This is a genomic window from Arthrobacter sp. NPDC097144, assembly GCF_044762205.1.
Classification (GTDB): Bacteria; Actinomycetota; Actinomycetes; order Actinomycetales; family Micrococcaceae; genus Arthrobacter_B.
The window spans coordinates 102,203-116,622 of the sequence record NZ_JBIWDW010000002.1 but is presented as its reverse complement, the minus strand read 5'-3'; the positions used below and the strand labels follow the sequence as shown (position 1 = coordinate 116,622).

The following is a 14,420-nucleotide window of genomic DNA, read 5'->3' as shown; positions in this document are numbered from 1 at the left end:
CTGGACTTTGCGAATATGTTATCCGAGGCACATGGTGGGTATAGCTCAGTTGGCAGAGCGCCTGGTTGTGGTCCAGGAGGTCGCGGGTTCAACCCCCGTTACTCACCCCAAGGAGGCTGGCAGGTCCAGTTTCGCAAAGGCCGTCCCGGTTCATCGGGGCGGCCTTTGTTGTGTTTGCACTTGTGTTTGACTTGATTCAGGAGACTGCCCGGACCGCGCTGCGGCAGCACCGCCGCTGGAACGCACACGGCCAAACGTTGAGGAGGCGCCGCTTGGAGCGCAGATTGTTCGAAGAAGACCATGAGCTTTTCCGTGACCTCGCCCGGGAGTTCAACTCCCGTGAAGTCGCTCCCGGGTATGCCCGGTGGGATGCCGAGCACATCATGCCGCGGAAGCTGTGGACGGCCGCCGGAGAACAGGGCCTCCTGGGACTGGCCGTGCCGGAGGAATTCGGCGGCGCCGGCATGCCGGATTACCGCTACCGCGCCGTGCTGGACGAGGAGTTCGCCAGGGCCAACCACCTCGCCGTCGGCCTGGCCTTCCACCTGCACGATGACATGGTCCTCCCCCATCTGCTGGCCTACGGCTCCGATGACCTCAAGGAACGCTGGCTGCCGGGCATGGTCAGCGGCGAAACCGTCACCTCCGTCGCCTGGACCGAGCCCGGTGCCGGCAGTGACCTGCGAGGCATCCGCACCAAGGCAGTGCGCGGCGACGGCGGCTGGCGCCTGAGCGGACAGAAGACTTTCATCGGAAACGGCATCAGCGGCGACGCGTCGCTGGTCCTGGCCCGCACCGACGGCGGAACCGGCCGCGGCGCCCGGGATTCCTTCAGCATGTTCATGGTCGAGAAGACCGAGGGCTATAAGACCGGCGGCCAGCTGGACAAGATGGGCCTGAAGGCTTCGGATACCGCAGAGCTGTTCTTCGACGACGTCCGTATCCCGGAAGGCAACCTGGTGGGCGAGGTGGGCCGCGGCCTGGAATATGCCGCCGGCCAGCTCCCCCAGGGCCGGCTCGCCATCGCCGTCGCCTCCTCCGCCGTGGCCCGGCAGATCTATGAAGCCACAGCGCAGTACACCAAGGAGCGCAGCGCCTTCGGTGAGCGTATTGCCGACTTCCAGAACACCCGGTTTGCCCTGGCCGACATCGAGACCGAGGTGGAGGTCACCGAAGCGTACGTGGATGCGGCCATCGTCGCGTTCAACGAGGGAAAGCTGGACGCCGTCTCCGCGGCCAAGGCCAAGCTCTGGGCCAGTGAGCGCGTCAAGTCCATCACCGACCGCTGCCTGCAGCTGCACGGCGGCTACGGGTACATCCTTGAATACCCTGTGGCCCAGGCCTTCCTCGCCGCGCGGCTGCTGACCATTTTCGGCGGCACCTCCGAGATCATGCGCGAAGTCATCGGCCGGAACATCACCGCCTAACCGCACCTGCCACCCACCCAAGGCCTTCCACACCGTCCGTCCAACAGAAAGACCAGCAATGACCGTCCGTCCCATCGTCATCCACGGCGAACCCGTCCTGCACCGCCGAGCCGCTCCGGTGGAAAAGTTCGATGATGAACTGCGCACCCTGGTGGCGGACATGTACGAGACCATGGATGTTGCCAACGGTGTTGGGCTGGCCGCGACGCAGGTGGGTGTGGGCCTGCGCCTGTTCACTTTTGACTTCGCGAACGACGACGACGCCCCGGACCGCGGCGTCGTCATCAATCCCGTGCTGATCACGTCCAAGGTTCCCGGCTCGGCACCGGATCCGGACGAGGACGCCGAAGGCTGCCTGTCCGTGCCCGGGGAGAACTTTCCGGTCAACCGCGCGGAATGGGCCAAGGTTTCCGGCTTCGATGAAAACGGGAAGCCGGTGGAATTCGAGGCCACGGGCTGGTTTGCCCGCGTCCTGCAGCACGAGTACGACCACTTGGACGGCAAGCTGTACGTGGACAAGCTCAATGACCGGTGGAGCCGCAAGGCCCGCAAGACCATCAAGGCCCACGGCTGGAACGTTCCGGGCCTGACCTGGCTGCCCGGCGTCGATCCGGATCCGTTCGGCCACTAAAACCCACCGCCGAAATAGCAGAAGGTGGGCTTCCCCCGGGTGGGAAGCGCACCGTCTGCTATTTCGCGGGGAGAAGAGGCCTAGATGGACGCTGCCAGCTCCGCGACACGCGGATAGGCCGGCGGGTTCACATGCGCCATTTCCTCCAGCACGCGGATCACCTGGCAGCTGTAGCCGAACTCGTTGTCATACCAGACATAGAGGACGGCGTTCTTGCCGTTGGAGATGGTGGCCAGTCCGTCCACAATGCCGGCCCGCTTGGAACCCACAAAGTCAGTGGAGACCACTTCCGGTGAATCGATGTAGTCGATCTGCTTGTGCAGGTCCGAATTCAGCGAGGTCTCCCGCAGGAAGGTGTTGATCTCTTCCTTGGTGGTGGCGGTCTCGAAGTTCAGGTTCAGGATCGCCATGGACACATCCGGGGTGGGAACCCGGATGGCGTTACCGCTGAGTTTCCCGGCCAGCTCCGGAAGTGCCTTGGCCACGGCCTTGGCGGCACCGGTTTCGGTGATCACCATGTTCAGGGCGGCGGAGCGGCCGCGGCGGTCACCCTTATGGAAGTTGTCAATGAGGTTCTGGTCATTGGTGAACGAATGCACGGTTTCCACATGTCCGTGGATGATGCCGAACTTGTCGTTAAGCACCTTGAGGACCGGGGTGATGGCGTTGGTGGTGCAGGAAGCCGCCGTGACGATGCGGTCTTCATCGCTGATGGAATCATGGTTGATGCCGTGCACGATGTTCTTGAGGCTGCCCTTGCCCGGGGCGGTCAGCAGGACGCGGGACACGCCCTTGGCCGCCAGGTGCTGGGACAGGCCCTCTTCATCGCGCCAGCGGCCCGTGTTATCCACCACCACGGCGTCGGAGATGCCGTAGGCCGTGTAGTCCACGGCGGCCGGGTCATTGGAGTAGATGACCTGGATCAGCGTGCCGTTGGCCAGGATCGTGTTGCTCTCCTCGTCCACGGTGATGGTTCCTTCGAAGGCACCGTGAACCGAGTCGCGGCGGAGCAGCGACGCGCGCTTGACGATGTCATTCTCAGCCCCCTTGCGCACCACGATTGCCCGCAGGCGCAGGCCCTGGCCGCCGCCGGCGTGGTCGATGAGGATACGGGCCAGCAGCCGGCCAATGCGGCCAAAGCCGTAGAGCACGACGTCGGTGCTGGTGCGGTTGTCGGCGCCGTGCCGGCCCGCCACGTCTGCCAGCTCTTCGCGCAGGAAGTCTCCCAGGTCCCGGTCCGCTCCCTGCGCCTTGTACAACAGGCTCAGGCGGGCCAGGTCGATGGACGCGGCGCCGAGCTCAAGTTCGGAAAGTGCCTGCAACAGCGGGAAGGTGTCGGAAACCGGCAGTTCCACTTCGTCGATCTGACGGGCGAAACGGTGGGCCTTGAGTATGTCAATAACGGAGCGGTTGACCAGCGGACGGCCGTATACCGAGGTCACCACGCTGTTTTCGCGGTACAGCCGCCCGATCAGCGGAATCATTGCCTCGGCGATGGCCTCGCGGTCCATCCAGGTATCAAGGCAGGCGTCGGAGATCTGGCTCAAGAGTTCACATCCTTTTTTCAGCCGGCACCGCTTTGTGCCGGTTGGTCGTCCTCCCCAGTGTATTAGGACACATTGGCCCTCTCCGCCGCTTCAAGGAGATGTCCGTCACATCTGCGGCTGCGTGCAGAGAAAAGGTCAGGGGTTTTCGGCTGGAGCCAGGTCCCGCTCCGGTTCCAGGTCTTCGAGGTGCCGGATGCCCCTCAGCGGGCCGAACGCTGCCACGGCCGGCGCGAGGACGGCGACGGCTAAACCGGTAAGCATGGCGCCGCGGATACCCAGTGCGTCCACCAGAAGACCGCCAAAGACGCCGGCGACGGCCAGCATCCCCCAGGTCACCATCCGGGAAGCGGATCCCAGCCGGCCCAGCATCCGCGGAGGACAAACCCGCTGCCGGAAACTGGTGGAGACTACCACGTTCATGGAAATGGCATATCCGGCGAGGAATAATCCGACGAAACCCGGTGCCATCCCCCATCCCGGGGTCATCAGGAGCAGGCTGGCATACCCGGCCACTGCCGGAACCATGGAAAACCGCCACACGGTTCCTGAACCCAGGCGCTGGGTCACCCGTTTGACCGTCAGGCCGCCCAGGGTTCCACCCAGTGCCGTAGCGGCGGTGAGGAATCCGAGCATTGCGCCGGACTCCCCCAGCGTGCGCACCACTAGGATGACCATCAGCGAGACAACGATGGCGCCGCCCAGGTTCCACAGGGCTCCCACCAGCAAAATGGCCCGCAGGGGCGCGGTGCTGAAGCTGTACCGGAGCCCCTCGCCCATCTCCCGGAAGATCCGTACCGATCCCTGATGGTCGCTGGCGGATTCCTGCACTTTGAGGGTTGCCACGGATGCCAGGGACACCGCGGAGGCCGCCACCTGCAGCAAAAGTGAGTTCGATGCGCCCCAGACACCGGTGAGCCAGCCGCCCAGGCCCCTGCCCACTGCATCCGCGGAGGCTGCGGACCCGGTCATCAGCCCGTTGCCTTCAATCAGTTCCTCACGCTTCACAGCGCGGGGCACCAGCGCGGATTCCGCCAGCATGGAAAAGACCGCGGCAAGCCCGGAAAGGAAGGACACCACAAAAAGCTGCGCAACGGTGAGCCGGTCCAGCCAGAAGGCCACGGGCAGGGACATCAGCACTGCAATGCGCATCACCAGCGCCGTCAGGACGACGGGCCTGCGGCGGTAGCGGTCCACCAGGACGCCGATCGGAAGCCCGAACAGGAGCCACGGCAGGAATCCCACGCCGGAGAGCGCCGCCACGGCAAAGTCTGATGCATCCAGTTCCACGGCCGCAATCAGGGGAAGAGCCACTGCCGCAACGGAAGTTCCAAAGATTCCTGCGGTTGAGGAAACCCACAAGGCGCGGAAGTTGGCATTGCGCAACACCAGCGGGCGCGGTTTGGTAGAAGTCCGGGACATTTCCACACAATAGCCCTCGGTACCCGGCGCATGCGCCAAGACAGCACGCTTGTGCAAATCCAGCGGAAAAACAGTGTCAAAAGACAGGAGCACTGTTGCCGAAGCGTTCCGGAGCGGAATCCGCGGTGCGGAGGAATGCTATGAAGGGACGGGTTGGCCGATAAGCCGGGTTTTGTATCCCCGGACCGTCACCGGACCGGAGGCGGCAATCATCCATCTAGGAACGCCGTTGCCGGCGCCCTCAAGCGGCCTACCCGGACGCATCGGGCGAGCAGCCCTCAAACGCGTCCTGTATGGCCTTGCTCCGGGTGGGGTTTACCTAGCCGAACCGGTCACCCGGAACGCTGGTGGTCTCTTACACCACCTTTTCACCCTTACCGAAAGACACTGGCCCAAACGGACCACCGTCCACGGCGGTTTCTTTTCTGTGGCACTGGCCTGCGGGTTTCCCCGAGTGGGCGTTACCCACCACCCTGCTCTGCGGAGCCCGGACTTTCCTCGGCGGTCCTTCGTTAAAAGGAACCAACGCGATCGCCTGGCCAACCCGTCCAGACTCAATGCTACCGTCTCCGCCCTGCCCCGGCTGCCCGGGCCGCCGGGGGTACCAGCCATTGGCACTCGCGTAGGATTAATTGGTGTTAATTCTGCTGCCGCCCTCCGAAGGGAAAACGCCCGCCGCAACTGGTCCGGCCTTTGACCCGAACCTGTTGCATTTCCCCGAGCTCAATGATGCCCGCAAACAGGTCCTCGCCGCTTTGGTGGAAGCCAGCGCGGCGGAGGATGCGCACGCTGTCCTTGGTGTCGGTTCATCACTGGCAGCCGAGGTGCGCCGCAACACCGTGCTGGCTGAACAGCCCTGCGCCCCGGCTCACCGCATCTACACCGGCGTCCTCTACGATGCCCTGGGTTATGCCTCCCTGACCCCCGCCCAGCAGCGCAAGGCCGACGACGCCGTCGTCGTGATCTCGGGACTGTGGGGGGCGCTGGGGCTTGGTGACCCCATTCCCGCCTACCGGCTGTCCATGGCGGTCAAGCTTCCGGAAACGGGCAAACTGGCATCGTTTTGGAAGAAGCACCTGCCGGAGGTCCTCGCGGACCATGCCCGGGGGCAGCTGGTGGTGGACTGCCGCTCCAGCACGTACGCCGCCGCGTGGGCACCGGAACCGGCCGCAGCCGCCGCCGTAAACGTTTTCCAGGTGCGCAACGGCAAGCGCACCGTGGTGTCCCACTTTGCCAAGCACACCCGCGGAGAACTCGCCCGGCATCTGCTGAGCCGCGCCGGAAGCGACCCGCAGACGCCCGAACAGCTGCTCGCGGCTGCAGCCGAGAAGTGGGAGGCGGAACTGGTCCCGGCCACGGCCCGCAAGCCGCATCAGCTCAACATCATCCTGCCGGGCCAGGACCCCCAGCCCAGTTAAGCGGAGGGCCCAGTTAAGCGGAGGGGGAATCCTCCGCCACCAGCTCCACTTCGAAGCCCTCGCCGTTTTCCAGATACGCGGCGTAGTGCTCCTGCCCGCCCGCATGCGGATGCCGGTCGGCGAACAGCAGCGTCCAGCCGTGGCTGGCCGCCCGGCGGGTGAGCAGGTCCACGTCGGCACGCGAGCCGGCGGAAAAGGCCAGATGGTTCAGGCCGGGCCGCCGACGCTCATGGTCCGCGTCCAGCACATCCGGTCCGGCCTCGATGACAATATAGCTGTCCCCTCCCTGCCACCGTGCGCCAGTCTCCCAGCCCTGCGCACGCCGGTATCCCAGCCGTTCCAGGAGCCAGCCCAGCGAACTTTCCGCTGCGGCAAAGTCGCGGACCCACAGCTCGGTGTGGTGCAGCCGGCCGGAAGGCGCCGGAACCGCCTCTGCCGGAACCGGCTCTGCAACGGGTGCGTCCTGCGGCATCCCGTCTTTTGCTGCGCCGCCCTTCTGCACCCACGGAACTCCGGCCATCCCGGCGTCCATGGCTTCGTTGGAGAGCCGGTCGGCATCCTTATTCAGCTCACGGGGAATCCACTGGTACTTCACGCGCCGTGGGTTCACTATTCCCCGGGCCTTCGCGGCCAGTTTTTGCATGTCCTCGTGCTTGATCTTCCAGCGGCCGCTCATTTGCTCCACCACGAGCTTGGAGTCCATCTTGGCGAGAATCCAACAGTCCGGATCAATCTCGTGGGCCATTTCCAGCGCCGCCACCAGACCGGAATATTCGGCAACGTTGTTGGACGCCTTGCCGATGTACTGCGCCTTTTCGGCGAGGATCATCCCGGTGTCCGGATCCCGCACCAGGGCACCGTAGCCGGCGTGCCCGGGATTGCCCCGGGACCCGCCGTCGGCCTCCACAATCAGCGTGCGCCGGGACGCGGAGGGGGCCGCACTCCGGGACGGTTCGGCGGGGGTGTCAGACGGGTCAAACAGGGTCACTTCTCAGCTGCTCCACTCATCGGACCGCACCAGGATGCAGCCGGAGTCGGGGCAGAAGACAATGTCGTCCTCAGCAGCGCGGCGGATGTCCGCGAGGTCTCCCGGGCTCAGCTGCATGCCGGAGCCTTCCGAGGTGCCGTTGTACAGCCGGGCAGCGCCGATGCCGTGCTTGGCCAGCGTCTTTTCGTACAGGGCGAGCAGCTCGGGCTCGAAGGTTGCGGCGAGTTCGTCGCGGTCAGCAAGGACGGCGCGGCGTTCAGATTCGATCTCGGCCAGCTCGGCGTCGCGCTTTTCCTCCAGGGCGGCCATCCGGGCGTCCAGGTCGGCAGCGGCCTGGCGGGACTGGTCCTCCACTGCCTTGGCAGCTTCCAGGCGTTCCATGACTTCCAGCTCCACGTCCTCCAGGTCGGAGCGGCGCCGCTTCAACGACTCCATTTCGCTCTGCAGGGAGGTGAGCTCCTTGGACGTGCCGCTGCCGCTGTCCAGGTGCTTCTGGTTGCGCTCCACGCGGGCTGCCACGGAGGCAACGTCGGCCTCGGCGCGGGTCAGTTCACGCGTGATGTCCGCGGCCTCGGTAGCAGCGGCAACGAGCCGGCTCTGCGCTGCGGCCCGCTCCATGGCAAGGTCCGCGATGGCGGAGTTGTCATTGACGCTGCGTGCCCGGTTCCGAAGTTTGCGGACCGTACTGTCCAGAGCCTGCAAATCGAGCAGCCGCAGCTGCTCCGCCGACGATGCTTTTGCCACCGAAAAACCTCCACCTATGACCGGGCCACCCGGCCCGGTTCTTCCCCCCTAGCCTATGCCAAGGCCGCAGATCAGTTCAGCCCGGGGGTCAGCACAAAATCCCACGGATCCGTGTTGGTGGTGCTGATCCGGATCTCCGTGCTGAACCCGTGATCATTCAGAACGTTCTCCAATGCACGGGCCGCAGGCGTCAACCACAACCATTCACTGCCGAAATGGGACACATCAATCAAATAGGGGCGGTCGTTCACAGCTGCCTCGCGGGCTTCGGAGGCGGGGTGGTGGCGAAGGTCAGCTGTGACGTAAACGTCAGCCCGGTGGCGGCGGACGGCGTCGAAAAGGCTGTCTCCGGCACCCCCGCAGACAGCTACGCGGCGCACCAGCCCGTGCGGATCTCCCGCTACGCGGACACCGCCGGCCACGGCGGGGAGGATGCTGAAGACCAGTTTCGCGAAATCTGCCAGCGTGGCGGCGGCGGGCAGTTCCCCCACCCGGCCAATGCCTTCCTCCGGCAATCCGTCCGTTGCCGGAACCAGGGGCTCCACCTGCAGCAGGCCAAAGGCATCGGCCAGCACATCCGAGACACCGCCCACGGCACTGTCGCCGTTGGTGTGCACCGCCAGCAGCGCGCATCCGCCTTCGATCAGGCGGTGCACGGCGTTGCCCTTGAAGCTGGTGGCGGCCACTGAATGGACCGGCTTCAGGAACAAGGGGTGGTGGGTCAGCAGCAGGTCCGCACCCCATTCAAGGGCCTCGTCGATGACCGCCGATGTGGGGTCCACGGCAAAGAGGATCCGCTGAACCTCCCGGGTGGGCTGTCCGGCCACGAGGCCAACGGCGTCCCACCCTTCGGCGAGGGCTTCAGGCCACAGTTCCTCGGTGGCCCGGAGCACGTCGCCGAGCGTGGGAACGACGGGCTGGTCTCTATGCTCGGGCTGGCCTGTGTGCTCGGGCTGGTCTCTATGTTCCGGCTGGTCTCCATGCTCGGGCTGGTCTCTATCCATAGGTCCAGTTCTACCCGCTGGGTTTGCCCCGCTCAATTCGGGCGCGCCGGAGCCGGGCTTTCCCGGCGGCTCTGGCCGGAGCCGCAGGCAGGAACGGGAATCAATACGGCCGCACAAGCATTGATACACAGTATGAAGACCTATGTACTTGGCGGAGGCTGCTTCTGGTGCCTCGACGCTCTTTATCAGAAGACCCGCGGCGTGACCGAAGTCGTATCCGGTTACACCGGCGGGCACACCGCCCATCCGGACTATGACAGCGTGTGCTCCGGCACCACGGGGCATGCCGAGGTTGTGGCGGTGACTTTCGACGAGGACATCATTCCGGGCGAAGTGATCCTGGACATGTTCTTCATCTCACACGACCCCACCACGCTCAACCGGCAGGGGTACGACGTCGGAACCCAGTACCGGTCCTCCATGTTCTACAAGGACGAGACCGAGCGCGAGGAATTCGAAAAGGCGCGGGACCGCGCCCAGTCGCACTGGGACAACCCCATCGTGACGGAGATTTCCCCGCTGCCGGAGTTCCACGTGGCCGAGGACTACCATCAGGATTTTTACGCCAAACACCCCGAGCAGGGGTACTGCCAGGTGATCATCAATCCCAAGCTGGCCAAGGCTCGGAAATATTACGCTGAATGGCTTGACAACTGACCCGCAGCCATGCTTGAGGGTAGGCTGGAACGGGCCCGTTACCGGCTTCCGGCAGCGGGCCCCACAGCCAACAGACTTCCGAACAGACATTTCGATGGATAGAGGACATACCATGGCACGGATTTACGACGACGTCACACAGCTGGTCGGCGGCACGCCGCTGGTGCGGCTGAACCGCCTGACCGAAGGCCTCGACGCCGAGGTCGCAGTCAAGCTCGAGTTCTACAACCCCGCCAACAGCGTGAAGGACCGCATTGGCGTGGCAATTGTCGACGCGGCGGAAAAAGCCGGCGCACTCAAGCCCGGCGGAACGATCGTTGAAGGCACCTCCGGCAACACCGGCATCGCCCTGGCCATGGTGGGCGCGGCACGCGGCTACAAGGTCATCCTGACCATGCCTGAGACCATGTCCACCGAGCGCCGTGTCATGCTGCGCGCCTACGGTGCCGAAATTGTGCTGACTCCGGGCTCCGAAGGCATGCGCGGCGCCGTGGACAAGGCCAAGGAAATCGTGGCCACCACCGAGAACGCCATCTGGGCGCAGCAGTTTGCCAACGCTGCCAACCCCGAGATCCACCGCCTGACGACCGCTGAGGAAATCTGGGAAGACACCGACGGCAAGGTTGACATCTTTGTTGCCGGCGTGGGCACCGGCGGGACCGTAACCGGCGTCGGCCAGGTCCTGAAGAAGCGCAAGCCCGGCGTACAGATTGTTGCCGTTGAACCCAAGGACTCGCCCATCCTCAATGGCGGCTCCCCGGGCCCCCACAAGATCCAGGGCCTCGGCGCCAACTTCGTGCCCGAAGTTCTGGACACCACCATCTACGACGAGGTCATTGATGCGTCCGTCGAAGACTCCGTAGCCACCGCGCGCGCCCTGGGCGCCAAGGAAGGCATCCTGGGCGGCATCTCCTCGGGATCAATCGTGTGGGCCGCTCTGGAACTCGCCAAGCGCCCGGAAAACGCCGGTAAGCTGATTGTCGCCGTGGTCTGCGACTTTGGTGAGCGCTACATCTCCACTGTGCTTTACGACGACATCCGGGGCTGATTCCCGCACCACTTCCGGATCCCGCCCGGATCCGCCTGACCAGAAAGTCCCCTGTGAGCTTCCTTGCACGCCTGCGTGAAGACCTCGACGCCGCCGCGTCCCACGACCCGGCCGCACGTGGTTCTTTCGAGAACCTTGTGGTCTACTCCGGGCTGCACGCCATTTGGATGCACCGGCTGACGCACCGGATGTGGAACCGGCCGGGACTGCGTTTCCCCGCCCGGATCCTCTCCCAGCTGACCCGGTTTGCCACGGGCATCGAGATCCACCCGGGCGCGACGATCGGCCGGCGTTTCTTCATCGACCACGGGATGGGCGTAGTGATCGGTGAAACCGCTGAAATCGGCAACGACGTCATGCTCTATCACGGGGTGACCCTGGGCGGACGCTCCCTGGCGCGGATCAAGCGCCACCCAACCCTCTGCGACGGCGTCACCGTGGGTGCAGGCGCCAAGATCCTGGGGCCGGTGGTCATCGGCAAGAACAGTGCTGTGGGCGCCAACGCCGTGGTGGTCAAGGACGCTCCCGCCGATTCCATCATCACCGGGATCCCGGCGCGCTGGCGCCACCGCCAGGTGAAAGAAACCCAGGCGGCCGTTGATCCGGCCGAGTACATCGATCCCGCCATTTACATCTGACGCAGGATAAAACGCAGAAAGGCCGCCGGCACCTTTTGGTGCCGGCGGCCTTTCTGCATGCCCGGGTGTTAGTGGGTGTCCACTGCCTCAACCTCGGAGTGGTCCCCGCTCCACAGCGTGTGGAAGGTACCGTCCGCGTCCACGCGGTTGTACGTGTGCGCGCCGAAGAGGTCGCGCAGGCCCTGGGTCAGTGCGGCGGGCAGGCGCTTGCGGCGCAGGCCGTCGTAGTAAGCCAGGGAGGAGCTGAATACGGGCACGGGGATGCCCAGCTGGACTGCCACGGACACCACGCGGCGCCAGGCCGGCAGAGCGGCGGCAATGGACTCGGCAAAGGCCGGAGCCAGCAGCAGGTTGGCCGGGGCCTGGTCGCCCGCGTAGGCCTTCATGATGTCATCGAGCAGTTCGGCCCGGATGATGCAGCCGGCGCGCCAGAGGGAGGCAATCTGGTCCAGCTTGAGGTCCCAGCCGTATTCCTTGGCGGCGCTGTTGAGCATGTCGATGCCCTGTGCGTAGCTGACGAGCTTGGACGCGTACAGCGCCTGGCGGACGTCGTCCACGAAGGTGTCAGGGAGTTCCACGGCAGCTTCGCCGCCGGCGAGGATGTCCTGTGCCTGTTCCCGCTGGCCGCGCTGTGACGACAGTGCACGGGCAAAGACGGACTCGGCGATGGCGGAGACCGGCGAACCCAGGTCCAGGCCGGACACCACGGTCCAGCGGCCGGTGCCCTTCTGGCCGGCGGAATCCACGACGACGTCCACGAACGGCTTTCCGGTCTTGGCGTCCGTGTGGGCCAGGACCTCGGCGGTGATTTCAATCAGGAAGGAACTGAGCTGGCCGGTGTTCCACTCCGTGAAGATCTTGGCCTGGTCGGCCGGCTCGATGCCGGCAGCCGAACGGAGCAGGTCATAAGCCTCGCCGATAACCTGCATGTCCGCGTACTCAATGCCGTTGTGGACCATCTTGACGAAGTGGCCGGCGCCGTCGGTGCCGATCCAGCTGCAGCAGGGCTGGCCGTCATACTTGGCGGAAATCTTTTCCAGCATGGGACCGAGGGAGTCATAGGACTCGCGCGAGCCGCCGGGCATGATGGACGGGCCCAGCAGTGCGCCTTCTTCTCCGCCGGATACGCCGACGCCCACAAAGTGCAGGTCCTTCTCGGCCAGTGCAGCCTCGCGGCGGCGGGTGTCCTCGTAGTGTGAGTTGCCGGCGTCGATGACAATGTCACCGGGCTCCAGCAGCGGCACCAGCTGGTCGATCACGGAATCCACCGGCGCGCCGGCCTTCACCATGATCAGGACGCGCCGGGGCTTTTCAAGGTTGTCCACCAGTTCCTGCAGGGACTCCGTGCGGATGAAGTCGCCCTCATCGCCGTGCGCGGACAACAGTGCATCCGTCTTTTCGATGGAACGGTTGTGCAGGGCTACGGTGTAGCCGTTCCGGGCCAGGTTGCGGGCCAGGTTTGCACCCATAACAGCAAGGCCGGTGACGCCAATTTGTGCGCTCAAGTTCTCTCCAGGATTCTTCGGGTGCCCCGGCAGTGGGGGCACAGCGATCGGCGCTCACCCGCCGTCTTTACCCTCCAGCCTATGCTTACGGGCCGCTCACCCGCCACACGGGCACTTCCGTGTCGGCCGTCCCGGCGGTTCCGGTGGATTCAAAGGTGTTGATCACACCGGCAACCTCCTCCACCACGGCCACCCCGTCTTCCATCGTGGAGGTTCCCGAGGTCAGGACCACCACGGCATAGTCGTTGTTGTCACCGGCCCGGACAAATCCCATGCTGCCTACGTTCCAGACGTTGTCGTCATCCTGAAGCCAGCCGTTCTTGAGGGCAATCTCCGCGCTGAAGGCGGGAAGTCCGGCACCGATGCCCCAGCTCTGGCCGGCATCCACGTTTTCCATGAGTTCCACGGCGAAGCCGTGCAGGCTGCCGTTGATCCAGTCCACGCCGTCCAGGACGGCACGGGCGATTCGGAGCTGGTCTTCAACGCCGGTGTCGTTGGCACCCCAGATGTCCGTGGCTTCCGTCCGTGTCACGCCGAGCAGGTCATAGGTGCGGCCCAGTTCCTCTGCTCCGCCCACCGCCTCGTAGAGCGCCGTCGTCGAGTCGTTGTTGCTGTACTCGATCATCATCACGGCGAGCTCCTCCTCCTCGGGGGTCAGCTCCCGCTGCTCGTCCGTTGCCTGGCGCAGCAGCGTGAGCAGGATGGGTACTTTGACCAGGCTGGCTTCGAGGTAGCTGTTGTCCGGGTTGTAGTGCCAGGCCTGGCCCGTGGAGGATTCGTAGACAGCTGCGGAGAATTCGGTGTCCGTCCCGTCCGCGTAGTCGTCAAGAGCGGACGAGAGGAGGTCGGCCTGCTCTGACGGGAAGGGCAGGGAGTCGGGGGCTTCCTGCGCCGCCCCCGGTGCGGGATCCGGAGTGCGGTCAGCCGTTTCTGTACAGCCAACCGCGGTGAGCGGGAGAAGCAGTACGGCGGCTGCCGCCAAGGTCCGTCTGATTGCACTGTGCATGCCTGCACCCCCTGTTCGTTTCAATCTGCTGGCGGATTACACCTGCCCGGGAGGGCGTCCGTACCCGGCCGGATACAGCAGCCGCTGACTCCTTAGGGATAGCAGGAGACCCTGTTGGAAGGCTGGGAGCAAGGAAGTGCCCCCCTCGAAAATTCAACGGTCGGCGCTGTGGCGGGTGGCCAAAAACACGCTCCGCAATCCCGTGGGATCCGGACAAAACAAAACCCGCCGTCCTGAGCCGGGCGGCGGGTTCGCTGTTCTTTTCGGTGGGTCCTACCGGGATCGAACCGATGACATCCACGGTGTAAACGTGGCGCTCTACCAGCTGAGCTAAAGACCCTTTTGTGACCGTTATGCCTTTCAAGTTTCCCTGATCAGCGCCGCATCA

13 protein-coding genes, 2 tRNA genes and 1 other RNA gene are annotated in these 14,420 nt (G+C 64.8%); 7 read left to right on the top strand and 9 right to left on the bottom strand.

From position 1 onward, the window contains the following. Window positions 1–34 precede the first annotated feature (34 nt). The 3 genes from ACIQXM_RS04140 (at window position 35) to ACIQXM_RS04130 (ending at window position 2,058) form a co-directional block, all read left to right on the top strand. Window positions 35–110 (top strand) — tRNA-His (locus tag ACIQXM_RS04140). Between the two features lie 162 nt (window positions 111–272). Continuing rightward, window positions 273–1,427: an acyl-CoA dehydrogenase family protein gene (locus ACIQXM_RS04135; protein ID WP_400928037.1), complete on the top strand. Its 1,155-nt coding sequence runs from the start codon at window positions 273–275 to the stop codon at window positions 1,425–1,427. Between the two features lie 58 nt (window positions 1,428–1,485). Beyond that, complete coding sequence (locus ACIQXM_RS04130) at window positions 1,486–2,058, top strand: peptide deformylase (RefSeq protein WP_400928034.1); 573 nt, start codon at window positions 1,486–1,488, stop codon at window positions 2,056–2,058. A gap of 80 nt (window positions 2,059–2,138) precedes the next feature. Here the strand turns inward: ACIQXM_RS04130 and ACIQXM_RS04125 are convergent, their stop codons facing one another. From ACIQXM_RS04125 to rnpB, 3 genes are all read right to left on the bottom strand, one after another. Then, window positions 2,139–3,605, bottom strand: a complete 1,467-nt coding sequence (locus ACIQXM_RS04125; RefSeq protein WP_400928031.1) for a glyceraldehyde-3-phosphate dehydrogenase — start codon at window positions 3,603–3,605, stop codon at window positions 2,139–2,141. A gap of 135 nt (window positions 3,606–3,740) precedes the next feature. Next, the gene (locus ACIQXM_RS04120) at window positions 3,741–5,024 is read right to left on the bottom strand and encodes an MFS transporter (RefSeq protein ID WP_400928028.1); all 1,284 of its coding nucleotides are present in this window, start codon (window positions 5,022–5,024) and stop codon (window positions 3,741–3,743) included. Between the two features lie 145 nt (window positions 5,025–5,169). Further along, window positions 5,170–5,571: RNase P RNA component class A (gene rnpB, locus ACIQXM_RS04115), an RNA gene on the bottom strand. Window positions 5,572–5,659: 88 nt separating this feature from the next. On the opposite strand from rnpB, the gene ACIQXM_RS04110 reads away from it, so the two are divergent. Continuing rightward, complete coding sequence (locus ACIQXM_RS04110) at window positions 5,660–6,442, top strand: YaaA family protein (protein WP_400928026.1); 783 nt, start codon at window positions 5,660–5,662, stop codon at window positions 6,440–6,442. 13 nt (window positions 6,443–6,455) lie between these two features. Here the strand turns inward: ACIQXM_RS04110 and ACIQXM_RS04105 are convergent, their stop codons facing one another. The 3 genes from ACIQXM_RS04105 to ACIQXM_RS04095 form a co-directional block, all read right to left on the bottom strand. Further along, a complete protein-coding gene (locus tag ACIQXM_RS04105; RefSeq protein WP_400928023.1) occupies window positions 6,456–7,430 on the bottom strand; it encodes a reverse transcriptase-like protein in 975 nt (324 codons plus the stop codon). A 3-nt stretch (window positions 7,431–7,433) separates the two neighbouring features. Next, window positions 7,434–8,174 (bottom strand): zinc ribbon domain-containing protein, encoded by a 741-nt coding sequence (locus tag ACIQXM_RS04100; protein WP_400928020.1) that lies wholly within the window; start codon window positions 8,172–8,174, stop codon window positions 7,434–7,436. Between the two features lie 71 nt (window positions 8,175–8,245). Beyond that, on the bottom strand, window positions 8,246–9,178 hold the full coding sequence (locus ACIQXM_RS04095; protein ID WP_400928017.1) for a Nif3-like dinuclear metal center hexameric protein: 933 nt from the start codon (window positions 9,176–9,178) through the stop codon (window positions 8,246–8,248). A gap of 132 nt (window positions 9,179–9,310) precedes the next feature. Between ACIQXM_RS04095 and msrA the strand changes: the two genes are divergently transcribed. The 3 genes from msrA to epsC all read left to right on the top strand — a co-directional run bounded on the left by msrA (window position 9,311) and on the right by epsC (window position 11,521). After that, on the top strand, window positions 9,311–9,835 hold the full coding sequence (gene msrA, locus ACIQXM_RS04090) for a peptide-methionine (S)-S-oxide reductase MsrA (protein ID WP_400928014.1): 525 nt from the start codon (window positions 9,311–9,313) through the stop codon (window positions 9,833–9,835). Between the two features lie 112 nt (window positions 9,836–9,947). Continuing rightward, entirely contained in the window at window positions 9,948–10,883 is a 936-nt protein-coding gene (cysK, locus tag ACIQXM_RS04085; RefSeq protein WP_400928012.1) for a cysteine synthase A, read from the top strand. A 53-nt stretch (window positions 10,884–10,936) separates the two neighbouring features. Then, window positions 10,937–11,521, top strand: coding sequence for a serine O-acetyltransferase EpsC (gene epsC, locus ACIQXM_RS04080; RefSeq protein ID WP_400928009.1), 585 nt, complete (start codon window positions 10,937–10,939; stop codon window positions 11,519–11,521). Window positions 11,522–11,589: 68 nt separating this feature from the next. On the opposite strand, the gene gndA is transcribed toward epsC, so the two are convergent. From gndA to ACIQXM_RS04065, 3 genes are all read right to left on the bottom strand, one after another. Next, window positions 11,590–13,026: an NADP-dependent phosphogluconate dehydrogenase gene (gene gndA / locus ACIQXM_RS04075; RefSeq protein ID WP_400928007.1), complete on the bottom strand. Its 1,437-nt coding sequence runs from the start codon at window positions 13,024–13,026 to the stop codon at window positions 11,590–11,592. A gap of 85 nt (window positions 13,027–13,111) precedes the next feature. Then, complete coding sequence (locus tag ACIQXM_RS04070; protein WP_400928004.1) at window positions 13,112–14,032, bottom strand: serine hydrolase; 921 nt, start codon at window positions 14,030–14,032, stop codon at window positions 13,112–13,114. 267 nt (window positions 14,033–14,299) lie between these two features. Beyond that, a tRNA-Val gene (locus tag ACIQXM_RS04065) sits at window positions 14,300–14,372 on the bottom strand. Window positions 14,373–14,420 lie beyond the last annotated feature (48 nt).

Bases quoted from the DNA above. Each gene is read 5' to 3' on its own strand.
- ACIQXM_RS04095 (WP_400928017.1), bottom strand. From the start codon at position 9,178: ATGGATAGAGACCAGCCCGAGCATGGAGACCAGCCGGAACATAGAGAC.
- ACIQXM_RS04130 (WP_400928034.1), top strand. From the start codon at position 1,486: ATGACCGTCCGTCCCATCGTCATCCACGGCGAACCCGTCCTGCACCGC.
- msrA (WP_400928014.1), top strand. From the start codon at position 9,311: ATGAAGACCTATGTACTTGGCGGAGGCTGCTTCTGGTGCCTCGACGCT.
- ACIQXM_RS04070 (WP_400928004.1), bottom strand. From the start codon at position 14,032: ATGCACAGTGCAATCAGACGGACCTTGGCGGCAGCCGCCGTACTGCTT.
- ACIQXM_RS04120 (WP_400928028.1), bottom strand. From the start codon at position 5,024: ATGTCCCGGACTTCTACCAAACCGCGCCCGCTGGTGTTGCGCAATGCC.
- cysK (WP_400928012.1), top strand. From the start codon at position 9,948: ATGGCACGGATTTACGACGACGTCACACAGCTGGTCGGCGGCACGCCG.